The sequence below is a fragment of the Streptomyces sp. MNU89 genome (assembly GCF_020982505.1).
In the GTDB taxonomy this organism is placed as follows: Bacteria; Actinomycetota; Actinomycetes; order Streptomycetales; family Streptomycetaceae; genus Streptomyces; species Streptomyces xinghaiensis.
Genome location: NZ_JAJKLL010000001.1, coordinates 2,454,716 through 2,478,575, shown reverse-complemented (window position 1 = coordinate 2,478,575; position 23,860 = coordinate 2,454,716). Strand labels below are relative to the sequence as shown.

Sequence of the window (23,860 nt, the reverse complement as noted above, 5' to 3'; positions counted from 1 at the left end):
GGGACATTACTCCGTGAAGGCTGTCATGTGGCGAGTGCCCCAGCGGGCTTGGGACAAAAGTCCCAGTGAGGTCGGTACTCGTGGAGGAACGGACCGGGAGGTGCCGGATGCCTGATGCCGGTCGGCGGCGGGGATACGAACACGGGCGCGAGCCTGCGCCGGGGCCCGGACCCGAACCGGTGGACCCCGGGGGGCGCGGGCCGCTGCTGCCGTACGGGCTGGCCGAGGTCGTCGGCCCGTCGATGCTGCCGGCCCTGCGGCCGGGCGACCGGCTGGTCGTCCGGTACGGGGCGCCGGTGCGGCCGGGGGACGTGGTGGTGCTGCGCCATCCGATGCAGCAGGACCTGCTGATCGTGAAGCGGGCGGCGGAGCGGCGTGAGGGCGGCTGGTGGATGCTCGGCGACAATCCGGCCGCCGAGAGCGACAGCCGCGAGTTCGGAGTGGTCCCCGCCGAACTGGTCCTGGCGCGGGCCCGGCTGCGGCTGCGTCCGCCGCGCATGGTGCGGGCTCAGCGGTCGCCGACGGTGCTGCTGTCGTGGATGGTCTCGGCCGTGCGGCCGGTGCCGTCCTCGCGGCGGTCGGCCGGGCCGGTGCGTGCGCTCTCCAGGCGTTTGCGGGCCCGGTAGGCGGCCACGTTCGCGCGGGTCGCGCAGCGGTCCGAGCAGTACCGCCGGGAGCGGTTGGTCGAGGTGTCCAGATAGGCGTTGCGGCAGGGCGCGGCCCCGCAGATGCCCAGCCGGTCCGCGCCGTGTTCGGTGAGGTGGAAGGCCAGGCCCATGGAGGCCGTGGCGGCGTAGTCGGCGGTGGCGTTGGCCGCGTGGTCGGCGATGTGCAGATGCCAGTCGGGGCGGCCGTCCGCGTCGCGCAGGGCGTGTCCGGAGATCTGCGGGCTGACCGGGAACTCCAGCAGCAGGGCGTTCAGGAGTCCCACCGCCAGGGCCTCATCGCCGGCGTCCGCCGCCTCGAAGACGGCGCGGAACCGGGACCGTACCGACCGGAGCCGGGTGACGTCCGCCTCGTTCGCCCGGCGCGCCGTCTGCCGGCCGGGGCCGAACAGGGCGCGCACCGCCTCGACGGAGGTGAGCCCGTCCCTGCCGCGGCCCGGTTCCTCGGTGTTGACCAGGCGCACCGCGAAGTCCGAGTAGGAGGCCAGTTCCACGGGGTTCCTTCACGGGTCGGGGTCGGGGTGCGCGGCCGGGCGGTCCGCGGTACCGGAAGTATCACGGACCGCGCGCTCCGGCGGTTCCGGCGCGTCCCCGGCCCGCGCGGGTCTCCGGCACGGGCGCGGGCGCGGTCCGGGACGCCGGCCGCGGAGACGCGGAGGCGGTACGGACCGCTGGTCCGTACCGCCTCCGTCCGCTGTCCGCACTCCCGGGGAGCCCTTGCTCAGAGCACCTTGGAGAGGAAGGACTTGGTGCGCTCGTGCTGCGGGTTGGTCAGGACGTCGCGCGGATTGCCCGACTCGACCACCACACCGTCGTCCATGAAGACGATCGAGTCACCGACCTCGCGGGCGAAGCCCATCTCATGGGTGACGACGACCATCGTCATGCCCTCCTCGGCCAGTCCCCGCATGACGTCGAGGACCTCGCCGACCAGCTCCGGGTCGAGCGCCGAGGTCGGCTCGTCGAAGAGCATCAGCTTCGGCTCCATGGCGAGCGCCCGGGCGATCGCCACCCGCTGCTGCTGGCCGCCGGAGAGCTGCGAGGGGTAGTTGCCGGTCTTGTCGCCCAGCCCGACCCGGTCGAGGAGCTTGCGCGCCCGTTCGCGGGCGACCGCCTTGGACTCCCGCTTGACCTGGACGGGCGCCTCCATGACGTTCTCCAGCGCCGTCATGTGCGGGAAGAGGTTGAAGCGCTGGAAGACCATGCCGATGTCGCGGCGCTGGGCGGCGACCTCGCGCTCCTTCAGCTCGTAGAGCTTGTCGCCCTTCTGGCGGTAGCCGACCAGCCGCCCGTCGACGTAGAGCCGGCCCGCGTTGATCTGCTCCAGGTGGTTGATGCAGCGCAGGAAGGTGGACTTGCCGGAGCCGGACGGGCCGACCAGGCAGAAGACCTCGCGCGGCGCCACCTCCAGGTCGATGCCCTTGAGCACATGGGTGTGCCCGAAGGACTTGTGCACCTGCTCGGCCTTGACCATCGGGTGCTTGCTCACGGCGGTGCTCATACGGTGGTACCCCCCACCCGGCTCGGAGTGCGGAAGGAGCCCAGGTTCTTCCTGATCTTCTGCAGCGGCGTGGGCGGCAGGGTGCGGGTCGACCCGCGCTGGAAGTACCGCTCCAGGTAGTACTGGCCGATGCTGAAGACCGTGGTCAGGGCCAGGTACCAGAGGGTGGCGACGATCAGCAGCTCCATCACCGCGAGGTTGCGGGAGTAGATCGTGCTGGCCGCCTTGAGCACCTCCGGGTACTGGATGGCGAACGCCAGCGACGAGGTCTTGAGCATGTTGATGAACTCGTTGCCGGTCGGCGGGATGATCACCCGCATCGCCTGCGGCAGCACGATCCGCCGCATGGTGCGGGGGCCGGTCATGCCGAGGGCGTGGGCCGCCTCGGTCTGGCCCTCGTCCACCGACTGGATGCCCGCGCGGCTGATCTCGGCCATGTAGGCGGCCTCGTTCAGGCCCAGGCCCAGCAGGGCGGCGAGGAACGGCGTCATGACGTCGTTCATCTCGTCGCGGTAGAAGCCGAGGTCCAGCAGCGGGAAGACCAGCGCGAGGTTGTACCAGAGCAGGAGCTGGACGAGGACGGGGGTGCCGCGGAAGAACCAGATGTAGCCCCAGGCGACGGAGGACATCACGGGGTTCTTCGACAGGCGCATCACCGCGAGGAGCGTGCCGAGCACGACACCCAGGAGCATCGCGAGGACAGTGATCTTCAGGGTGTTCCAGGCGCCCGTGAGGATGGTCCCGTAGGTGAGGTAGTCGGGGACCGTGGGCCAGTGGATCTCGGCGTTCGCGAACGCGAGACCCAGCAGAACGAGCAGGCCCAGCACGATCGCGGCGCTGATCCAGCGGCCGTAGTGGCGTACCGGGATGGCCTTGACGGCCTCGGGCGGGACCGGGGAACCGGCGGTGGCCGGTCCGCCGGGGCCGGACCCGGCGGTGTCGTCCTTGGATATCGACACCGCCCGGCCCGGCACCTTGTCATGGGGTTCTGACACGGAGAGTTACCTTTGCTGGGGAGCTGTGCGGTTCCGGCGGCTCACTTGCCGCCGTTGACGGTCGCCTCTTCCACCGCGCCGTTGGTGACTTCCCACTTCTCCAGGACCTTCTCGTACTCGCCGTTCTCGATGACGGCGTCGACGGCGGCCTTGATCGCGTCGCGCAGCTCGGTGTTCTTCTTGCTCACGGCGATGCCGTACGGAGCGGCGTCGATCTGCTCGCCGACGACCTCGAAGTCCTTGCCGCCGCCGGAGGTCTTGGCGTTGTACGCGGCCACCGGGAAGTCGTTGATGTCCGCGACGGCGCGGCCCTGCTTGACCTGCAGCAGCGCCTCGGTGTCCTTCTCGAAGGCGAGCACCTTGATCGGCTTGTCGCACTTCTCGCTCTGCGCCTTGGCGAGGTCCTCGTTGGCGGTGCCGCGCTGGAGGGCCACGGTCTCGCCGCAGAGGTCGTCCAGGGACTTGATGTCCTCCGGGTTGCCCTTCTTGACGAGGATGGAGGAGCCGGCCCGGAAGTAGTCGACGAAGTCGGCGCCGTCGCCGACCTTCTTGTCGCCGTCCTTGCCCTCCTGCCGCTCCTTGGTGTCCGTCATCGCCGACATGATGATGTCGTGGCGGCCCGAGTTGAGACCGGTGATCAGGCCGTCGAAGGTGCCGTTGGCGAACTCGAACTCGACGCCGAGCTGCTTGCCGAGCGCCTCGGCGAGGTCCGGGTCGATCCCCGCGACCTGGTCCTTGTCGTCGTAGAACTCGACCGGCGCGTAGGCGATGTCCGAGCCGACCTTGATGACACCCTTGTCCTGGATCTCCTTGGGGAGCTGGTCGAAGAGCGGGGCCTCGGATCCCTTTGTCTTCTTGTCGCCCGTGTCGCCGCCGTCCGCACCGTCGGTCTGGTCGCCGCAGGCGGTGAGCAGCAGGGCGCCCGCAACCGCTATCGCGCCGACGGCGGCTGTCCGTGACCTGCGGGCGGCCGTGCGGCGGGTGGGGAAAGCGGTCATGGTGGGATCCTCCTGCGAGTGAGGGATGAAACTGCGGCCGGACGCACTCCTGCGAGCGGCGCGACCCTGGCTGATTAGGGCATCTTGCCATCCGGACGGAACAGGACAGCCGGTGGTCGTGTCAAAATCGGATAACGGGCAATCCCCTTTGCGTACGGAACGAACACGGCCGAACACGCCACCGCCGTACGCCCCGAACGAGACCGGCATCACGGTTTCGCTCCCCGGCCGGTAAAAGTGCTGGTGAACGGCTTGATTTGGGCTTGACGACGCATCGTGCCGAGCCCAGATGCAAGGGAAGTCACTCGTATGAGCAACCGCTCGTCCGGTAGAAAAGACCCTTACACCCCTCACCCGGGGCTCAGGGCGCGTGTGCGGCGCGCCCGGCGTCCGTAACTCCCCCCCGCGCGGCTCCGGCCGCGGGGACGGCCAACCGCCGTCCGGGACCGCGGACGCGGTGCCCGCTCGCGCCTCAACCCGGCGCGGCAACCCTCAACACTTTCAGATTTAAGGGGTCAGAACAGTGGCAGCGGAGATCGTGAATCCTCGCAGCGACAGCGAAACGGACGGTGAAGAGCCCTTCGATCCGGCCTTCGCCCTGCACCGCGGCGGCAAGATGGCCGTCCGGGCGACGGTGCCCGTGCGCGACCGGGACGATCTGTCCCTCGCCTATACGCCCGGCGTCGCCAAGGTGTGCAGCGCCATCGCCGAGCAGCCGGAGCTGGTGTACGACTACACCTGGAAGTCGCAGGTCGTGGCGGTCGTCACCGACGGCAGCGCGGTGCTCGGGCTCGGCGACATCGGCCCGGAGGCCTCGCTGCCCGTGATGGAGGGCAAGGCCATCCTGTTCAAGCAGTTCGGCGGCGTGGACGCGGTGCCCATCGCCCTGGACTGCCGCGACGTGGACGAGATCGTCGACACCGTCGTCCGGCTGGCCCCCTCCTTCGGCGGGATCAACCTGGAGGACATCTCCGCACCCCGCTGCTTCGAGGTGGAGCGCAGGCTCCAGGAGCGCCTGGACATCCCCGTCTTCCACGACGACCAGCACGGCACGGCCATCGTCACCCTCGCCGCCCTGCGCAACGCCGCGAAGCTCACGGGCCGGTCCCTCGGTCAGCTGCGGGCGGTCATCTCCGGCGCCGGCGCCGCGGGCGTCGCCATCGCGAAGATCCTCATCGAGGCGGGGATCGGCGATGTGACGGTCTGCGACCGCAAGGGCATCGTCTCGGCGGACCGGGACGACCTGACCGACGTCAAGCGGGACGTGGCCGGCTTCACCAACAAGGCGGGGCTGACCGGTTCGCTGGAGTCCGCGCTCGACGGCGCGGACGTCTTCATCGGGGTCTCCGGCGGCACCGTGGCAGAGGCGGCGGTCTCCAAGATGGCCGCGAACGCCATGATCTTCGCCATGGCCAACCCGGACCCGGAGATCCACCCGGACGTCGCGCACAAGTACGCGGCCGTGGTGGCCACCGGGCGCTCCGACTACCCGAACCAGATCAACAACGTCCTGGCCTTCCCCGGGATCTTCTCCGGCGCCCTCCAGGTGCGGGCCACGCGGATCACCGAGGGCATGAAGCTCGCGGCGGCCGAGGCGCTCGCCGCGGTCGTCGCGGACGAGCTCAGCGCCGACTGCGTGATCCCCTCGCCGTTCGACGAGCGGGTCGCCCCCGCCGTGACGGCGGCGGTGGCCGCGGCGGCCCGGGCCGAGGGCGTCGCCCGGCGCTGAGCCCCGTCCGGGCCCGACCGGCTCTCCCGGCCGCTGCCCGGTCCGCCGGGACGGGCCGTGCCGTGCCCGGACCTCTGTGCCGTGGTGCCGCCTCGGGGGTGGTGCCACGGCGCCGGTGTGTCCGCGGACGTCTCCCGCAGGGGCCGGTCACCCGCGGGGCCGGTCACCCGTGCTGCGCGGACGCGAATACCGCCCTTCCGCCCACCCTTGACTGCCCGTTCGTCCCCTCGGGCAAGGGTTGCGGGGACAACGGGGGCGTAGGGCCCGGGAGCCGGGGCCCGCGGCGCGGGCGGCCGGGAAGCTCCGGGGCCGCCGGTTGGGGGCACGCGGCGCGCGTCACACCCGTGCGTGGTTCCGTGGGCTCGTCCCGGCGATCTAGGGTCGGATCATGTTCGCCGCCTACGCAGCTCGTATCGACCGTGACCAGCCGCTCAACGGACTGGAAGTGGGTGAGCGCCCCGCGCCCACGGCCCGTTCCGGCTGGACGACCGTCAACGTCAAGGCCGCCTCGCTCAACCACCACGACCTGTGGTCCCTGCGCGGTGTCGGTCTCGGTGAGGAAGCGCTCCCCATGATCCTCGGCTGTGACGCGGCCGGGATCGACGAGGACGGCAACGAGGTGGTGATCCACTCCGTCATCGGCCAGAGCGGCCACGGGGTGGGCCCCAAGGAGCCGCGCTCCATCCTCACCGAGCGCTACCAGGGCACCTTCGCCGAGCAGGTCACCGTCCCCGCCTGGAACGTGCTGCCCAAGCCGAAGGAGCTCAGCTTCGAGGAGGCGGCCTGTCTGCCGACCGCCTGGCTGACCGCGTACCGGATGCTCTTCACCAACGCCGGTGTCCGGCCCGGGGACGCGGTCCTCGTCCAGGGTGCCGGCGGCGGTGTGGCCACGGCCGCGATCGTCCTCGGCCGGGCGGCCGGGCTGCGGGTGTACGCCACCAGCCGTGACGAGGCCAAGCGGCGGCGGGCGGTGGAGCTGGGCGCCTACGAGGTGTACGAGCCCGGCGCGCGGCTGCCGGAGCGGGTGGACGCGGTGATGGAGACGGTGGGCGCCGCCACCTGGTCGCACTCCGTCAAGTCCCTGAAGCCGGGCGGCACTCTGGTGATCTCCGGCGCGACCAGCGGGCCGAACCCGAAGAGCGCCGAGCTGAACCGGATCTTCTTCCTGGAGCTCAAGGTCGTCGGCTCCACGATGGGCAGCAAGGACGAGCTGGAGGACCTGCTCAGCTTCTGCGCCGGCGCGGGCGTGCGGCCCGTGATCGACTCCGTGCTGCCGCTGGACCGGGCGCGGGAGGGCTTCGAGAAGATGGCGGGCGGCGACCTCTTCGGCAAGATCGTGCTCACGGTGTGACGCGCCGGTCCGGGTCCTCCGGGGCCCCGGACCGGCCGGCCCGGTCCGGTCTTTCCGGGCGCGTACGGCGGCGGCCCCCTCCGGGAGTCCGGAGGGGGCCGCCGCCGTGTCGTCCGTCCGGCCTCGCGCCGGTCAGGGGCGGTCCGGGTCGCGCAGAACGACTCCGATGCGGGCGGCCGCGGTGGAGAGGTGGCGGCGGGCCTCCCGGAGCTGTTCCTCCGTCACGCCGTGGTCGCGGGCCGCGTCGCGGATGTCGTCGCGGAAGCGGTCCAGCAGCCGTTCCAGGTCGCGTACGGGGTCCCCGGAGGGCTCCGGGGCCTCCCGCGCCCACTCGGGCTCCGGCGGGGCGGTGCCGGGCGCGGTTTCGGTACGGGCGCCGGTCTCCGTGTCCGTGCCGGTCTCCGGGGCCATACCGGTGTCCGTGCCCGTGTCCGTGCTCGTCTCCGGGCCCGTGCCGGCGCCCGTCCGGCCTCCGGGGCCGCCCGAGAAGCGGTTGACCTCGCGGGTGATCTCCGCGAAGCCCTCCCGCACCGCGCGCTGCCAGTCGCCGGTGCGGATGTGCTCCTGCGTCTGGTCCTGGAGGCGGCGGGCGAGCCGCTGGATCTCCTCCACGACGGCGTCCTGGGCGTCCCGGGCCTGCCCGCCGGTCCGCCGGGCCCTCCGCTCGGCGCGGCGGCTCTCCTGCGCGGCGCGGTGCGCCTGCCGTTCCTTGGCGCGGCGGGTTTCCTCCTGGGCCCGCCGCCGGGCGCCCCCGTCGCCGGGGCCGCCGGGCTCCGCGGGGCCGCTGCCGTACTCGCCGCGGTGCGCCCGGGCGGTGCCGGAGGTGCGGGCCGTGCGGGCCCGCTCGGCCGCCGCGCGCATCTCGCGGCGCAGCTCGCTGGCGGAGCCCCGGACGTCCTCGCGGATCTCGGCGGCCAGGACCGCCACGGACTCCCGGATCTCGCGCTCCAGATCCGCCAACTCGGCCTGGCGCGCGATGAGTTCGTCCCGTCCGGCCTCGGTGAGGGTGTAGACCTTGCGGCCGCCCTCGGTGGCGTGGCTGACCAGGCCCTCGCTCTCCAGTTTGGCGAGGCGCGGGTAGACGGTGCCGGCGGACGGCGCGTAGAGGCCCTGGAAGCGCTCCTCCAGGAGCCGGATCACCTCGTAGCCGTGGCGCGGTGCCTCGTCCAGCAGCTTGAGCAGGTAGAGGCGGAGCCGGCCGTGGGCGAAGACGGGGGGCATGTCAGAGCACCTTCTTGTCGTCCGCGGTGTGCGCGGAGTCCGCGGAGTCCGTGGTGTCCGCCGCGTCCGGACCGGGCGCGTCCTCCGAGGCGCCGGCCGCGTTTCCCGGCCCGCCGCGCTGGTCCGTTCCCGGGCCGCGCCGGGGCGGCCGGATCCGGGCCGGGACCGGGTCCTCCTCGGCCCCCGGAGGGCGGCGGAGCAGCGCTATGGCGCCGGTGACACTGGTGACCCTCAGCCTGCCGCCGCCGTCGCCGAGCCGGCCGGTGATCTTCTTGGCGCCCCAGTGGCCGTCGATGTCGAGATCGTCGAAGGCGCAGGAAACGGCTCCGCCGGCGGTGTGCGCCTCGACCGTGGTGTCGGCGCGCTGCGGGAGCCGGACGGCGACCTCGCCGGAGACGGTGTTCAGCCGGACGTCCGCCTCCCAGCCGGCGGTGGCGAGGTCGATGACCATGTTGCCGCTGACCGTGTCGGCGCGTACGGAGCGGCCGGAGCCCTCGATGACGGTGAGGTCGCCGGAGACCGAGTTGAAGCGCAGATCGCCGGTGACGGCCTGCGCCTCGACCCGGCCGGAGACGGTCTCGGCGCGGACCGGGCCGCTCAGCCCGGCGAGGGTGCTGTCCCCGGAGACGCCCCGGAGATCCGTACCGCCGGAGACCCCGGAGACGACGGTGCCCGCGCCGACCGTGCCGACCTTGACCCGGCTGCCGGCCGGGACGGTCACCGAGACGGTGACCTCGCGGTCCCGGCCCTTGCGGTCGAGCCACTGGAGGAAGCCCTGCCAGGGCAGGTCGTCGTAGGCGATGGTCAGGGTGGAGTCCTCGTGGACGACGGTGAGCGGTGGTCCGTGCAGCTCGTCGATGTGGAGCCGGGCCGGGCCGCAGCCGTCCGTTCCGACGATGTTGACGTTGCCGCCCACCACGCGGACGTGGACGGCGGTGACGGGTGCGTCGAGGACGAACTTGCGCGCCTCGGTGACGGACCACTGGGACCGGGCTGGCATGGGCCTGACCTGACCTTCCTCCGGGCGGACGGCAGCACGCAACATATCGCGTCTGCCGAAAGACACGATATATCGCGGATGGGGGAAGTCAACAGGCGAGGCCGGCCGGTGTGGCACGGCACGGCACGGAGCGAGTGCGGGGTGAGCCGGCCGGGTCTCCGTCTCGGCTACTCGTCGTCCTCGTCGTCGAGGCGGGCCAGCCAGGTGGCCAGGCGGTCCACCGGCACCTCGAAGTCCGGGTTGAGGTCGACGAACTCCCGGAGCCGCTCGGCCACCCAGGACAGCGGGACCTCCTCCTCGCCGCGCCGGTTCTCCAGCTCCTCGATACCGCGGTCGGTGAAATACAACGTGCGCTCCGCCAGGACGATCGGTGGGATGGGGCGGGGCCAGGATATTCCGGCCCGGAGGAGGGCCCTCCGCGGCCCCGGAAAGCCCGGGCGGGCGCCGGGTGGGGCCCCGGCAGAACGGGCCGGGCCCCCACCGCGGGGGTGGGGGCCCGGCCCGTCGCCGTGCTGCCGTGTCCGGCGGGAAGGTGCCGGATCAGGTGCCGGATCAGGCGTCGAACACCTCGTTGACGAGCTGCTGCTGCTCCGCCTGATGGCGCTTGGCCGAGCCGACCGCCGGGGAGGAGGAGTGCGGCCGGGAGATCCGGCGCAGCCGCTCGGCGGGCGGGAGGCCCGCGCCGACCGAGAGGTCCAGGTGGTCGATCAGGTTGAGGGCGATGAAGGGCCACGCGCCCTGGTTCGCCGGCTCCTCCTGCGCCCAGATGTACTTCTCGGTGTTGGTGTAGCGGGAGATCTCCGCCTGGAGCTCCTTGCCGGGCAGCGGGTAGAGCCGCTCCAGCCGGACCAGGGCGGTGTCGTGGGCACCGCGCTTCTCCCGCTCGGCGAGCAGGTCGTAGTAGACCTTGCCGGAGCAGAAGACGACCTTGCGGACGGCCGCCGCGTCCACCGTGTCGTCGCCGATCACCGGGCGGAAGCCGCCGGTGGTGAACTCCTCGGCCTTCGACGCCGCCGCCTTCAGCCGGAGCATCGACTTCGGGGTGAAGACGATCAGCGGCTTGTGGTGCGGGTTGTGCACCTGCCAGCGCAGCAGGTGGAAGTAGTTCGACGGCAGGGTGGGCATGGCGACCGTCATGCTGTTCTGCGCACAGAGCTGGAGGAAGCGCTCGATCCGGGCCGAGGAGTGGTCCGGGCCCTGGCCCTCGTAACCGTGCGGCAGCAGCAGGGTGACGCCGGAGGTCTGGCCCCACTTCTGCTCGGCGGAGGAGATGAACTCGTCCACGACGGTCTGCGCGCCGTTGACGAAGTCGCCGAACTGCGCCTCCCACATCACCAGGGCGTCCGGGCGGGCCAGCGAGTAACCGTACTCGAAGCCCATCGCCGCGTACTCGCTGAGCAGCGAGTCGTAGACGTTGTAGCGGGCCTGGTCCTCCGACAGGTACAGCAGCGGGGTGTAGTCGTCGCCGGTCTCCCGGTCGACGAGGACCGCGTGCCGCTGGCCGAAGGTGCCGCGGCGGGAGTCCTGGCCCGCGAGGCGGACCGGGGTGCCCTCCATCAGCAGCGAGCCGATGGCGAGGGTCTCGCCCATGCCCCAGTCGATCGTGCCGTCCTCGACCTGCGCCGCGCGGCGCTGGAGCTGCGGCATCAGCCGCGGGTGGACGGTGATCCGGTCGGGGACGTTGGTCTGCGACTCGGCGATGCGCTTGACGACCTCGTAGGAGATCGCGGTGTCGACCTTCACCGGGAACTCGGCCTGCGGCTCCGGGACCTCGGGGGCCATCGGCGCCGCGGTGGCGTCGCGGACCTCGGTGAAGACCTTCTCCAGCTGACCCTGGTAGTCCTGGAGCGCCTGCTCGGCCTCCTCGACGGTGATGTCGCCCCGGCCGATCAGCGACTCGGTGTAGAGCTTGCGCACCGAGCGCTTCTTGTCGATCAGGTCGTACATCAGCGGCTGGGTGAAGCCCGGGTTGTCGGACTCGTTGTGGCCCCGGCGCCGGTAGCAGATGAGGTCGATCACGACGTCCTTGTTGAACGCCTGGCGGAACTCGAAGGCGAGCCGCGCGACGCGGACCACGGCCTCCGGGTCGTCACCGTTCACGTGGAAGATCGGCGCCTCGATCATGCGGGCCACGTCGGTGGCGTACATGGAGGAGCGGGCCGACTCCGGCGCGGCGGTGAAGCCGACCTGGTTGTTGATGACGATGTGCAGGGTGCCGCCGGTGCGGTAGCCCCGCAGCTGGGACATGTTGAGCGTCTCCGCCACGACACCCTGGCCGGCGAAGGCCGCGTCGCCGTGGAGCTGGACGGGGAGGACGGTGAAGTCCGTGCCGCCCTTGCCGATGATGTCCTGCTTGGCGCGGGCGATGCCCTCGACGATCGGGTCGACGGCCTCCAGGTGCGAGGGGTTGGCGGCGAGCGAGACCTTGATCTGCTCACCGTCCAGGCCGGTGAAGGTGCCCTCGGCGCCCAGGTGGTACTTCACGTCGCCGGAGCCGTGCATCGACTTCGGGTCGAGGTTGCCCTCGAACTCCCGGAAGATCTGCGCGTAGGACTTGCCGACGATGTTGGCCAGGACGTTCAGCCGGCCGCGGTGGGCCATGCCGATGACGACCTCGTCCAGCCGCGACTCGGCGGCCGAGTCGAGCACCGCGTCCAGCAGCGGGATGACGGACTCGCCGCCCTCCAGCGAGAAGCGCTTCTGGCCGACGTACTTGGTCTGCAGGAACGTCTCGAACGCCTCGGCGGCGTTGAGCCGGCGCAGGATGCGCAGCTGCTCCTCGCGCTCCGGGTGGTCGTGGCCGCGCTCCACGCGGTCCTGGATCCACTTGCGCTCCTTGGGATCCTGGATGTGCATGAACTCGATGCCGGTGGTGCGGCAGTACGAGTCCCGGAGCACGCCGAGGATGTCGCGGAGCTTCATCATCGAGCGGCCCGCGAAGCCGCCGACGGCGAACTCGCGCTCCAGGTCCCACAGGGTGAGGCCGTGCTCGATGATGTCGAGGTCGGGGTGCTTGCGCTGCATGTACTCCAGCGGGTCGGTGTCGGCCATGACGTGGCCGCGGACCCGGTAGGCGTGGATCAGGTCGAAGACCCGGGCCGCCTTGGTGACGTCGTCGTCGTGCGAGACGTCGATGTCGCGGAGCCAGCGGACCGGCTCGTAGGGGATGCGCAGCGACTTGAAGACCTCGTCGTAGAAGTCGTTCTCGCCGAGCAGCAGCTGGTTCATGATCCGCAGGAACTCGCCGGAGGCGGCCCCCTGGATCACGCGGTGGTCATAGGTGCTCGTGAGCGTCATGACCTTGGAGATGCCGAGCTTGTTGAGCGTGTCCTGGGAGGTGCCCTGGAACTCCGCCGGGTAATCCATGGCGCCGACACCGAGGATCAGGCCCTGACCGGGCATCAGCCGCGGCACGGAGTGCACGGTGCCGATGCCGCCGGGGTTGGTGAGGGAGGCGGTGACGCCGGTGAAGTCCTCCATCGTCAGCTTGTTGGCGCGGGCGCGGCGGACGATGTCCTCGTACGCCTGCCAGAACTCGAAGAAGCTGAGCGTCTCGGCCTTCTTGATCGCCGCGACGACGAGCTGGCGGTCGCCGTTCGGCTTCACCAGGTCGATGGCCAGGCCCAGGTTGACGTGGTCGGGCTTGACCAGCGTCGGCTTGCCGTCCCGCTCGGTGAACGAGTAGTTCATCGAGGGCATGGCCTTGAGCGCCTGCACCATGGCGTAGCCGATGAGGTGCGTGAAGGAGACCTTCCCGCCCCGGGCCCGCTTCAGGTGGTTGTTGATGACGATGCGGTTGTCGAACAGCAGCTTCACCGGGACCGCGCGGACGGAGGTGGCCGTCGGCAGTTCCAGCGAGGCGTTCATGTTCTTCGCCACGGCGGCCGACGGGCCGCGCAGCGTGACGTACTCCGGCCCCTCGGCGGGCGCCGCGGGTTCGGCCGCGGCCTTGGCCGGTGCCTTCTTCGCGGGCGCCTCGGCGGGCTTGGCCGCCGGCTCGGCCGGGGCCTTCGCCGCGGGGGCGGGTGCCGGCTTCTGCTCGGCGGGCTTGGCGGCCGGCTTCGGCCGCGCCGCGGGCGCGGCGGCCCGGGCCGGTGCGGCCGGTGGCGCGGATGCTGCCTCGCCGTTCGCTGCCGGGGTGGGCTTGGCCGGGGCGGCCGCTGCCGACCCGGTGTCGGCTCCCGGCTTGTAGTCGGCGAAGAAGTCCCACCAGGCTCGGTCGACCGAGTTCGGGTCCTGGAGGTACTGCTGGTAGATCTCGTCGACGAGCCACTCGTTGGGACCGAAGGCGGCTGCGGGGTTGTTACCCCGTCCGTCCCGGTCGGTCGAGACGCTCGAAGTGTTGGGGGACTGTGGCGACACGGCGGCTACCGCCCTCTTCCGCTTCCTAAGGTGGTGGACAGCGGAAATAAAGGCTACGCCTCTTACCGCGTCCGGTGCAGGCCGGGCTGGTCAGTCGTCGCGCAAGTCACACTGACCGACTGGTTTCGGGGCAGCGCGCGGCGGGAAAATCCCCAGGTTTCGCGTCGGTGCGGGATCCCGGGGATCGCCGCCGGGCGGCGGCGGCCTCCCGCTGCCGCGACCTCCGGCCGCGCGCCGCGGGCCGGGATGCCGTGGGCATCCCATCCGAACGGGCGCTTCCGCTTCCGAACCCTACGTCAACCCTGCCCTTGACGGCTGCCCGGGAGAGTGACCTTTATGCGGCAGCCGCGGGGTGACTCGGCCACGCCGATCGAGCCGCCGTGGAGATCCACCGCCCAGCGGGCGATGGCCAGCCCGAGCCCCGTGCCGCCGTCGCTGCCGGGGCCGTGCGGGGTCGAGACGCGGCCGCGGTTGAAACGCTCGAAGATCCGGGCCCGCTCCGGCTCCGGAATGCCCGGCCCCTCGTCCAGCACCTCCAGCACCACGCTCCCCGGCTCCTCGCCGTGGCGCGCGCGCAGCGTCACCCGGCCCTGCGGAGGGCTGTGCTTGATCGCGTTGTCGACGAGGTTGGCCACCACCTGGTGCAGCCGCTCGGCGTCCGCGTACCCGGTCAGCTCCGGCGGTGAGACGTCCAGATGGAGATGGACGTCCGCCCGGCCCGGCAGGCCCGTGGTGGCGGCCCGGCCGCGCGCCGCGTTGGCGATGCCGGCCTCCTTGATGATCCCGGAGAGATACGGCCAGACCTCGAAGCGCCGGGCGTGCAGCGGGACCACGCCGTTGTCGATGCGCGAGAGGTCGAGCAGCGTCTCCACCAGCCGGCCGAGCCGCTCGGTCTGCCCGAGGGCCATCCGCATGGTCTCCGGATCGGCCTCCGAGACCCCGTCGACGACGTTCTCCAGCACCGCCCGCAGCCCCGCGATGGGGGTGCGCAGCTCGTGCGAGACATTGGCCACCAGCTCCTTGCGGTGCCGGTCCACGGCCTCCAGATCGGCCGCCATGTGGTTGAACGTCCGCGCCAGCTCGCCCAGTTCGTCGCGACGGTGCTCGCGGACCCGGCGGCTGTAGTCGCCGTTGGCCATGGCGCGGGCGACGGTCTTCATCTCGTCCAGCGGGGCGGTCAGCCCGTGCGCCACGAACTGGGTGATCAGCATGGTGGCGATGATCGAGAAGATCGTGACGATGCGCAGCTCGGTGGCCGTGTTGAGGGCCATCACCACCAGCAGCGTGGTGATCGTCACCGAGCTGATGACCAGCGCGCCGAGCGCCGCCTTCACCGAACGGTACGGGTCCAGCGGGCGCAGGCTCTCCCAGAAGCGCGCCCACAGGCCGGGCTTCGCCGGCCCGGACGGGCGGCTGATCACGGTGCGGGGGCGGCCGGGGTCTCGAGCGCGTAGCCGACGCCGTGGACCGTGCGGATCCGCTCGGCGCCGATCTTCCGGCGCAGCGCCTTGATGTGGCTGTCCACGGTGCGGGTGCCGGAGGCGTCCGCCCAGTCCCAGACCTCGGCCAGCAGCTGCTCCCGGGAGAGCACGGCGCGGGGGGTGGCGGCCAGGCAGACGAGCAGGTCGAACTCGGTCGGGGTGAGGTGGACGTCCTCGCCGTGCACCCGCACCCGCCGCTGCGCGTTGTCGATCTCCAGCTCGCCGAGGCGGAGGATGCCGCTGCGCGGGGTGTGCGCGGCGAGCGAAGCCCGCTCCACGCGGCGCAGCAGGACGTGCACCCGGGCCGCCAGTTCGCGCATCGAGAAGGGTTTGGTCATGTAGTCGTCGGCGCCGACGCCGAGGCCCACGAGCATGTCGGTCTCGTCGTCGCGCGCGGTCAGCATCAGCACCGGGACCGGGCGCTGTGCCTGGACCCGGCGGCAGACCTCCAGCCCGTCGAAGCCCGGCAGCATGACGTCGAGGACGAGCAGGTCGGGCTGCCACGTCTGCGCGGTCTCCACGGCGGAGGGCCCGTCGTGCGCGGTCTGTACCTGGAAGCCCTCGGCGCGCAGCCGCACGGAGATCGCGTCCAGGATGGTCGTGTCGTCCTCGACGACGAGGACCCGGCGCTGGTTGCCGGTGGTGGCGCCCGCGGTGCCGCCCACGCCGTTCTGTATCTGGTCCATTTCGGTCTGCCCCTGCTGTCCCCGTGCCTGGTGCCCCGTGTCTGCCGCGGCGCGTGCTGGCTAGCAGCGTAAAGGCAGGGCGAGGGGCGCGGCTACGCAGGACCGACGGCGAGGTGCACGGCGTCCGGTACGCCCCGGGCAACCGGGATCTCTTCCGTCCGTACCCTGAGGAACCCGGCATTCCGCAAGGCTTGTTCGAAAGCGGCGGATGGCCGGGCGGACCAGACGGCGAGCACGCCGCCCGGGGTCAGCCGGGCCCGGCAGGCGGCCAGACCGTCCGGGGTGTAGAGGCTGTCGTTGCCCTCGGTGACGGTCCAGTCGGGCCCGTTGTCGATGTCCAGGCAGAGCGCGTCGAAGGTCTCCCCGCGCGGCGCGGTTCTCAGGTGGCGGACGAGATCGGCGTGGACGATCTCCGTCCGGGGGTCGGCCAGTGCCGGGCCGGACACCGCGGCCAGGGGCCCGGAGTGGTGCCAGCCGATCACCACCTCCTCCCGCTCCACGACCGCGATCCGCCCCCACCGCGGCTCGGCGGCGGCCCGGGCCAGCGAGAAACCGACACCGAGACCGCCGATCAGCACGGAGGGGCGCGGCCGGTCCGCGGGGAGCGCCGCCAGGGCCGCGTCGACGAGCAGCCGCTCGGAGCGGCCGTCGGAGGTGTCCATGAGGAAGCAGCCGTTGGCGATGATCTCGTACCGCCCGCCGCGCCGCCGCAGCACCACCTCGCCGTACGGACCGCTCCGCCGCTCGACGACCACGGGCTCCCCGTCCGGACCGTCGTCCCCCTGCACCGCGACCGTGCCCGGCCCCGGGGGCGGGGATGCGGCCGGCGGCGTTGACGACGGGGACGGCGACGACGGGGCGGTGCGGGTGCATGGGCGGACCGGGTCCTTCTCGGAGCGCCCCGGTTCGGGGAGCCGGGACGGCGGGCGGGCGGCGGGCGGCGCTTCCCGCTCGGCGCGCGGGGCGGACCGACGGGAGGCGCCGCCCAGGGTAGTGATCAGCCCGGCCGGCCCGCCGGCATTTCCCCGCCGGCCGCGACCGCGCGCAGCAGTTCGGCGTCGCTCGGGTCGGCCCCCACGGGGCGGAACGGTCTCACACTCCTCTATCGCGCCCGCGTTCACTCCCGGTTCACGGGCAGGCGAAGGTTCCCCGGCGAGCAATACGGACAGGAGATATCCATGAGTGCCAAAACCGTCGCCCCCCTCGCTCATGTCCACCGCGTTCCGCATGAGCCTCCCGAGGACTGGGAGTACTCCCTGCAGTTGCCGCACGATCCCAGGGGCCCGCGCATAGCGCGCTCCACCGTCCGTACGGTGCTCGCCGAACACGGGCTGGGCGACCTCGCGGACCGGGCCGAGCTGCTCACCTCCGAGCTGGCCACCAACGCCTTCCGCTACTCCGACGGCCAGACCGCCGTCCGGCTCAAGTGGCGCGAGGGGACGCTGCGCGTCAGCGTCTGGGACACCTCGCCGAGCCGTCCGGCGCCCGTCATCGCCGGGCCGCAGAGCGAGAGCGGCCGCGGTCTGCTGCTGCTCTCCCTGATCGCGGACGACTGGGGCATCCTCGACCTGGAGAAGGGGCACCCGGCGGTCGGCGGCAAGGTCGTCTGGTTCACCCTGTGCCGCCCGATGCTCAGAACGGGCACCCTGTAGGAGCCCGCCGCCCGCCGCCCGCCGCCCGCCGCCCGCCGCCCGCCGCCCGCTCCGTGGGAGGGTGGTCCCGTGACGTTGGAGGATCTCGTCCGGCTGCGCCGGGCCCGTGACCGGATGGACCGCGACTACGCGAAGCCGCTCGACGTGCCGGCGCTGGCGCGCACCGCGCTCATGTCGCCCGGCCACTTCTCCCGCAGCTTCCGGGCCGCCTTCGGGGAGACCCCGTACAGCTATCTGATGACGCGCCGGATCGAGCGGGCCAAGGCGCTGCTGCGCCGGGGCGACCTGTCCGTGACGGAGGTCTGCTTCGCGGTCGGCTGCACCTCGCTGGGATCGTTCAGCTCGCGGTTCACCGAGCTGGTCGGCGAGAGCCCGAGCGCCTACCGGGCCCGCCCCCATGACGAGGGCGCCGCCATCCCGGCCTGCATCGCCAAAATCCACACGCGACCGGTCAGGAATGGAGAAGCGAAAGGCGCCGCACCGCCCGTAGCGTGACGGGCATGGACATCAAGCTTTCACAGTGCTTCATCGCCGTCGACGATCACGACAAGGCGCTCGCCTTCTACCGGGACGTGCTCGGCCTGGAGGTGCGGAACGACGTCAGCTTCGAGGGCATGCGCTGGGTGAGCGTCGGCGCGCCGTCCCAGCCGGATGTGAACATCGTTCTCGAACCGGCCCTGGCGCATCCGAACGCCTCCCGACCAGCAGATCATGGCGGAACTGCTGGCGAAGGGCCTGCTGCGCGGGGTCATCTTCAGCACCGACGACTGCGACGCCACCTTCGAACGCATCCGCGCCGCGGGCGGCGAGGTGCTCCAGGAGCCGATCGAACAGCCGTACGGGGTCCGCGACTGCGCCTTCCGCGACCCCTCCGGCAACATGCTGCGCTTCAACCAGCTCCGCAAGCCGTGAGCTCCGTTCCCGTGATCCTGCACCGGCGCCCGGACGAGAGGGAGAGACGATGAGCACGGCCGGGAGGACGGACCCGCGGCCGCCGGCGCACGCCGCCGACAGCCACGACGTGATCCGGGTCCACGGTGCCCGCGAGAACAACCTCAAGGACGTCGGCATCGAGATCCCCAAGCGCCGGCTGACGGTGTTCACCGGTGTCTCCGGCTCGGGCAAGAGCTCGCTGGTGTTCGGCACGATCGCCGCGGAGTCGCAGCGGCTGATCAACGAGACCTACAGCGCCTTCGTGCAGGGCTTCATGCCGAACCTGGCGCGTCCCGAGGTCGACGTGCTCGACGGGCTGACGACGGCGATCATCGTCGACCAGCAGCGCCTGGGCGCGGATCCCCGCTCCACGGTCGGCACCGTCACGGACGCCGGCGCGATGCTCCGCATCCTCTTCAGCCGGCTCGGGGAGCCGCACATCGGCCCGCCCGGCGCGTATGCCTTCAACGTCCCCTCGGTCCGGGCGAGCGGCGCGATCACCGTGGAGCGGGGCAACAAGAAGGCGGTGAAGGCGACCTTCACCCGCACCGGCGGCATGTGCCCGCGCTGCGAGGGCCGGGGCACGGTCACCGACATCGACCTGACCCAGCTCTACGACGACTCCAAGTCGATCTCCGAGGGCGCGTTCACCATCCCCGGCTGGAAGTCGGACAGCTGGTGGACGGTGCGGCTCTACGCCGAGTCGGGCTTTCTCGACCCGGACAAGCCGATCCGCGACTACACCGAGAAGGAGATGCGCGACTTCCTCCACCACGAGCCGGTCAAGGTGAAGGTCGAGGGCGTCAACCTCACCTACGAGGGGCTGATCCCGAAGATCCGGAAGTCGTTCCTGGCCAAGGACCGGGAGGCGATGCAGCCGCACATCAGGGCGTTCGTGGACCGGGCGGTCACCTTCACCGCCTGCCCCGAGTGCGGCGGCACCCGGCTCAGCGAGGCGGCCCGGTCCTCGCGGATCGGCGGGGTGAACATCGCCGACGCGTGCGCGATGCAGATCAGCGATCTGGCCGAGTGGGTCCGCGGCCTCCGCGAGCGGTCGGTGGCGCCGCTGCTCACCGCGCTGGGGCGGACGCTCGACTCGTTCACGGAGATCGGCCTCGGCTATCTCTCGCTCGACCGGTCGTCCGGCACGCTGTCGGGCGGCGAGGCGCAGCGCGTCAAGATGGTCCGCCATCTCGGATCCTCGCTGACCGACGTCACCTATGTCTTCGACGAGCCCACCATCGGCATGCACCCCCACGACATCCAGCGGATGAACGACCTGCTGCTGCGGCTGCGGGACAAGGGCAACACGGTGCTCGTCGTGGAGCACAAGCCGGAGACGATCGCGATCGCCGACCATGTCGTCGACCTCGGCCCCGGCGCCGGCACGGCGGGCGGCACCGTCTGCTACGAGGGCAGCGTCGAGGGACTGCGGGCCGGCGGCACGCTGACCGGGCGGCACCTGGACGACCGGGCCTCCCTGAAGCCGTCCGTGCGGACCCCGGCGGGAGCGCTGGAGGTGCGCGGCGCCGACGCGAACAACCTGCGGAACGTGGACGTCGACATCCCGCTCGGTCTGCTCTGCGTCGTCACCGGCGTCGCCGGATCGGGCAAGAGTTCGCTCGTGCACGGGTCCCTGGTGGCCGGTCCGGCGGGCGCCGCCCACGGCGTGGTCTCGGTGGACCAGACGCCGATCCGCGGTTCGCGGCGGAGCAACCCGGCGACGTACACGGGGCTGCTCGACCCGGTCCGCAAGGCGTTCGCCAAGGCCAACGGTGTGAAACCGGCGCTGTTCAGCCCCAACTCCGAGGGGGCCTGCCCGAACTGCAACGGCGCCGGCGTCATCTACACCGACCTGGCGATGATGGCGGGCGTCGCCACCGTCTGCGAGGAGTGCGAGGGGAAGCGGTTCCAGGCCCCGGTGCTGGAGTACCGCCTCGGCGGCCGCGACATCAGCGAGGTGCTCGCCATGTCGGTGACCGAGGCCGGGGAGTTCTTCGCCTCGGGGGACGCGCGCACGCCGGCCGCGCAGCGCGTCCTCGGCCGGCTGGGCGACGTGGGGCTCGGCTACCTCACCCTCGGCCAGCCGCTCACCACACTCTCCGGCGGCGAGCGGCAACGGCTCAAACTGGCGAGCCACATGGGCGAGAAGGGTGGCGTCTACGTCCTTGACGAGCCCACCACCGGCCTCCATCTCGCCGATGTCGAGCACCTGCTCGGCCTGCTCGACCGGCTCGTCGACTCCGGCAAGTCGGTCATCGTCATCGAGCACCACCAGGCGGTCATGGCGCACGCGGACTGGATCATCGACCTCGGCCCGGGCGCCGGTCACGACGGCGGACGCATCGTCTTCGAGGGCACCCCCGCCGACCTCGTCGCCGCCCGGTCCACCCTCACCGGCGAGCACCTCGCGGCCTACGTCGGCGCCTGACCGGGATCTCGCGGCCCTGCGGGGCCCTCGCGTGACGGCTGCGGGGGCCCCGTCCGCCGGGCCGCGTGCGCGCGACGGGTGAGGGCGGTGCGGGGGACGCGCCGAGCGGCCCGCGGCGCACCGTCGCCGTCCGAGTGAGCCGCCCCCAGGGGCTGTTCGCTGCGAGCGAACACGAGCCGGGGAACACCCGGGGCAGCAGAGACATTGAGTCCTTACAGCTCAACTTGCCTGCTGAAGGGGAGATCATGGCTTCGACGTCTACGTCACTCACCCTGCCGGTGCTGCCTCTCGACGACGAGGTGGTCCTGCCCGGCATGGTGGTGCCGCTGGACCTGTCCGACGCGGAGGTCCGGGCCGCGGTGGAAGCCGCGCAGGCCGCCGCGGGAAGCGGCGGGGGGAACGGGGGAAACGGGGAGAGCGGCGGCAAGCCGCAGGTGCTGCTGGTGCCGCGGATCGACGGCACCTACGCCGCCGTCGGCACGCTCGGCACCGTCGAACAGGTGGGCCGGCTCTCCGGCGGTGACCCCGGCGCGCTCATCCGCGGTGTGAGCCGGGTGCGGATCGGCGCCGGCACCACCGGCCCGGGAGCCGCGCTCTGGGTCGAGGGCCGCCCGGCCGACGAACCCGGGCCCGACCCGGTGCCCGGTGCCGTCACCGAGCTGATGAAGGAGTACAAGGCCCTCGCCGCCAGCTGGCTCCGCAAGCGCGGCGCCTGGCAGGTCGTGGACCGCGTCCAGCAGATCGACGACGCCGGACAGCTCGCCGACAACTCCGGCTACTCCCCGTTCCTCACCGCCGAGCAGCGCGTCGAACTGCTGGAGACCACCGACCCGGTGGCCCGGCTCAAGCTCGCCGTGAAGTGGCTGAGCGAACATCTGGCCGAGCAGGATGTCGCCGAGTCCATCGCCAAGGACGTCCAGGAGGGCGTCGACAAGCAGCAGCGGGAGTTCCTCCTCCGCCGCCAGCTGGAGGCCGTCCGCAAGGAGCTCCGCGAGCTCAACGGCGAGCCGGAGGACGAGTCCGGCGACTACCGCGCCCGGGTCGAGGCCGCCGACCTCCCGGAGAAGGTGCGCGAGGCGGCGCTCAAGGAGGTCGACAAGCTCGAACGCGCCTCCGACCAGAGCCCGGAGGGAAGCTGGATCCGGACCTGGCTCGACACCGTCCTGGAGATGCCCTGGAACGAGCACACCGAGGACGCCTACGACATCCCCGGCGCCAAGGCCGTCCTCGACGCCGACCACGCCGGCCTGGCGGACGTCAAGGAGCGCATCACCGAGTACCTCGCGGTGCGCAAGCGCCGTGCCGAGCGCGGCCTCGGGATGGTCGGCGGGCGCCGCGGCGGCGCCGTCCTGGCGCTGGTCGGCCCTCCCGGCGTCGGAAAGACCTCGCTGGGCGAGTCCGTCGCCCGCGCGATGGGGCGGAAGTTCGTCCGGGTGGCGCTCGGCGGGGTCCGCGACGAGGCGGAGATCCGCGGCCACCGGCGCACCTACGTCGGCGCGCTGCCCGGGCGCATCGTGCGGGCGGTCAAGGAAGCCGGCTCCATGAACCCCGTCGTCCTCCTCGACGAGATCGACAAGGTCGGCTCCGACTTCCGCGGCGACCCGGCCGCGGCCCTGCTGGAAGTCCTCGACCCGGCGCAGAACCACACCTTCCGCGACCACTACCTGGAGGTCGAACTCGACCTCTCCGACGTGGTCTTCCTCGCCACCGCCAACGTTCTGGAGGCCATTCCCGAGGCGCTGCTCGACCGGATGGAACTCGTCCGGCTCGACGGCTACACCGAGGACGAGAAGGTCACCATCGCCCGCGACCACCTGCTCGCCCGGCAGCTCGAACGGGCCGGCCTGACCGAGGGTGAGGTCGTCCTGGAGGAGGGGGCGCTGCGCAAGCTGGCCGGCGAGTACACCCGCGAGGCCGGGGTGCGGAATCTGGAGCGCGCCGTCGCCCGGCTGCTCCGCAAGGCCGCCGCGCAACACGAACTCGGCGAGCTGGAACTCCCCGTCACCATCGGCCCGGACGACCTGCGCCGGTACCTCGGCCGGCCGCACCACGTCCCGGAGTCCGCGCAGGACCCGGAGGAGCGGCGCACCGCCGTGCCCGGGGTGGCGACCGGACTGGCCGTCACGGGCGCGGGCGGCGACGTTCTCTACGTCGAGGCCTCGCTCGCCGACCGGGAGACCGGGGCCACCGGGCTCCAGATCACCGGCCAGCTCGGTGACGTGATGAAGGAGTCCGCGCAGATCGCGCTCTCCTTCCTGCGCAGCCGGGGTGCCGAACTGGAGCTGCCCGTGGGCGACTTCAACGACCGCGGCGTGCACCTGCACGTCCCGGCCGGCGCCGTGCCGAAGGACGGGCCCAGCGCCGGTGTCACCATGACGACGGCGCTCGCCTCCCTGCTGTCCGGACGCCGGGTGCGCCCCGATGTGGCGATGACCGGCGAGGTGTCGCTGACGGGGCGGGTGCTGCCGGTCGGCGGCGTCAAGCAGAAGCTGCTCGCCGCGCACCGGGCGGGGATCACCACGGTCGTCATTCCCAAGCGGAACGAGGCCGATCTGGACGACGTTCCCGCCGAGGTGCTGGAGAAGCTGGAGGTGCACCCGGTCTCCGACGTCCGGCAGGTGCTGCGGCTGGCCCTGGAGCCGGCCGGCACGGAGCGGGCCGGGGACGGGCCGACGGGAAGCGAGCCGGAACTGCCGCTGGCCGTCTGACCGGCGGGTCGCGGGTCGCGGGCCGCGGGTACGGGTTGCGGGCCGGCGGTCCGCGAGATCGGGGATGGACGGGGCGTCCGCTCCCGGCTCCGCCCGTCACCGTCCGCCCCCGTGCCGCACGCACAACAGCGCGTACGGCACGGGGGC

18 protein-coding genes and 1 pseudogene are annotated in these 23,860 nt (G+C 72.0%); 8 read left to right on the top strand and 11 right to left on the bottom strand.

The annotated features are described in order from the left end of the window. Nucleotides 1–107 precede the first annotated feature (107 nt). A complete protein-coding gene (gene sodX / locus E4N63_RS10455; protein ID WP_268270993.1) occupies nt 108–626 on the top strand; it encodes a nickel-type superoxide dismutase maturation protease in 519 nt (172 codons plus the stop codon). Here sodX and E4N63_RS10450 read toward each other — a convergent pair. The 4 genes from E4N63_RS10450 to E4N63_RS10435 all read right to left on the bottom strand — a co-directional run bounded on the left by E4N63_RS10450 (nt 509) and on the right by E4N63_RS10435 (nt 4,159). After that, nucleotides 509–1,159: a CGNR zinc finger domain-containing protein gene (locus E4N63_RS10450; protein WP_230240504.1), complete on the bottom strand. Its 651-nt coding sequence runs from the start codon at nt 1,157–1,159 to the stop codon at nt 509–511. The two genes, sodX and E4N63_RS10450, sit on opposite strands and share 118 nt — an antisense overlap. A 227-nt stretch (nt 1,160–1,386) precedes the next feature. Then, complete coding sequence (locus E4N63_RS10445) at nt 1,387–2,166, bottom strand: amino acid ABC transporter ATP-binding protein (protein WP_019710105.1); 780 nt, start codon at nt 2,164–2,166, stop codon at nt 1,387–1,389. Next, nucleotides 2,163–3,161: an amino acid ABC transporter permease gene (locus E4N63_RS10440; protein WP_374112734.1), complete on the bottom strand. Its 999-nt coding sequence runs from the start codon at nt 3,159–3,161 to the stop codon at nt 2,163–2,165. The genes E4N63_RS10445 and E4N63_RS10440 overlap by 4 nt, the downstream gene beginning before the upstream one ends. Nucleotides 3,162–3,202: 41 nt before the next feature. Beyond that, entirely contained in the window at nt 3,203–4,159 is a 957-nt protein-coding gene (locus E4N63_RS10435) for an ABC transporter substrate-binding protein (RefSeq protein ID WP_125622959.1), read from the bottom strand. 523 nt (nt 4,160–4,682) lie between these two features. On the opposite strand from E4N63_RS10435, the gene E4N63_RS10430 reads away from it, so the two are divergent. Beyond that, nucleotides 4,683–5,888: an NADP-dependent malic enzyme gene (locus tag E4N63_RS10430; protein ID WP_125622958.1), complete on the top strand. Its 1,206-nt coding sequence runs from the start codon at nt 4,683–4,685 to the stop codon at nt 5,886–5,888. A 388-nt stretch (nt 5,889–6,276) separates the two neighbouring features. Next, entirely contained in the window at nt 6,277–7,239 is a 963-nt protein-coding gene (locus E4N63_RS10425; protein WP_230240503.1) for a zinc-binding dehydrogenase, read from the top strand. A gap of 132 nt (nt 7,240–7,371) precedes the next feature. Here E4N63_RS10425 and E4N63_RS10420 read toward each other — a convergent pair whose 3' ends face one another. The 7 genes from E4N63_RS10420 to E4N63_RS10390 all read right to left on the bottom strand — a co-directional run bounded on the left by E4N63_RS10420 (nt 7,372) and on the right by E4N63_RS10390 (nt 16,777). Beyond that, nucleotides 7,372–8,460 carry a PadR family transcriptional regulator gene (locus E4N63_RS10420; RefSeq protein ID WP_230240502.1) on the bottom strand — a complete coding sequence of 363 codons (1,089 nt, stop codon included), beginning with the start codon at nt 8,458–8,460 and terminating at the stop codon, nt 7,372–7,374. Nucleotide 8,461: 1 nt separating this feature from the next. After that, nucleotides 8,462–9,460: a DUF4097 family beta strand repeat-containing protein gene (locus E4N63_RS10415; RefSeq protein ID WP_230240501.1), complete on the bottom strand. Its 999-nt coding sequence runs from the start codon at nt 9,458–9,460 to the stop codon at nt 8,462–8,464. Between the two features lie 167 nt (nt 9,461–9,627). Beyond that, nucleotides 9,628–9,807 carry a DUF6104 family protein gene (locus E4N63_RS10410; RefSeq protein ID WP_019710098.1) on the bottom strand — a complete coding sequence of 60 codons (180 nt, stop codon included), beginning with the start codon at nt 9,805–9,807 and terminating at the stop codon, nt 9,628–9,630. Between the two features lie 205 nt (nt 9,808–10,012). Then, on the bottom strand, nt 10,013–13,822 hold the full coding sequence (locus E4N63_RS10405; RefSeq protein ID WP_230240500.1) for a multifunctional oxoglutarate decarboxylase/oxoglutarate dehydrogenase thiamine pyrophosphate-binding subunit/dihydrolipoyllysine-residue succinyltransferase subunit: 3,810 nt from the start codon (nt 13,820–13,822) through the stop codon (nt 10,013–10,015). Between the two features lie 296 nt (nt 13,823–14,118). After that, nucleotides 14,119–15,240: an ATP-binding protein gene (locus E4N63_RS10400; protein WP_228430254.1), complete on the bottom strand. Its 1,122-nt coding sequence runs from the start codon at nt 15,238–15,240 to the stop codon at nt 14,119–14,121. Beyond that, the gene (locus E4N63_RS10395) at nt 15,240–15,989 is read right to left on the bottom strand and encodes a response regulator transcription factor (RefSeq protein ID WP_043459499.1); all 750 of its coding nucleotides are present in this window, start codon (nt 15,987–15,989) and stop codon (nt 15,240–15,242) included. Before E4N63_RS10395 ends, E4N63_RS10400 begins: the two co-directional genes overlap by 1 nt. Nucleotides 15,990–16,081: 92 nt before the next feature. Continuing rightward, complete coding sequence (locus E4N63_RS10390) at nt 16,082–16,777, bottom strand: spermidine synthase (protein ID WP_125622952.1); 696 nt, start codon at nt 16,775–16,777, stop codon at nt 16,082–16,084. 390 nt (nt 16,778–17,167) lie between these two features. Here E4N63_RS10390 and E4N63_RS10385 point away from each other — a divergent pair, with 390 nt between their 5' ends. The 5 genes and pseudogenes from E4N63_RS10385 to lon all read left to right on the top strand — a co-directional run bounded on the left by E4N63_RS10385 (nt 17,168) and on the right by lon (nt 23,713). Then, nucleotides 17,168–17,641 carry an ATP-binding protein gene (locus tag E4N63_RS10385; RefSeq protein WP_125622951.1) on the top strand — a complete coding sequence of 158 codons (474 nt, stop codon included), beginning with the start codon at nt 17,168–17,170 and terminating at the stop codon, nt 17,639–17,641. A gap of 69 nt (nt 17,642–17,710) precedes the next feature. Continuing rightward, entirely contained in the window at nt 17,711–18,136 is a 426-nt protein-coding gene (locus E4N63_RS10380; RefSeq protein ID WP_043459504.1) for a helix-turn-helix transcriptional regulator, read from the top strand. 77 nt (nt 18,137–18,213) lie between these two features. After that, a pseudogene (locus E4N63_RS10375) lies at nt 18,214–18,553 on the top strand (VOC family protein). Nucleotides 18,554–18,602: 49 nt separating this feature from the next. Next, complete coding sequence (locus E4N63_RS10370; RefSeq protein ID WP_230240499.1) at nt 18,603–21,005, top strand: excinuclease ABC subunit UvrA; 2,403 nt, start codon at nt 18,603–18,605, stop codon at nt 21,003–21,005. Between the two features lie 245 nt (nt 21,006–21,250). Beyond that, entirely contained in the window at nt 21,251–23,713 is a 2,463-nt protein-coding gene (lon, locus tag E4N63_RS10365; protein WP_230240498.1) for an endopeptidase La, read from the top strand. Nucleotides 23,714–23,860: the final 147 nt, after the last annotated feature.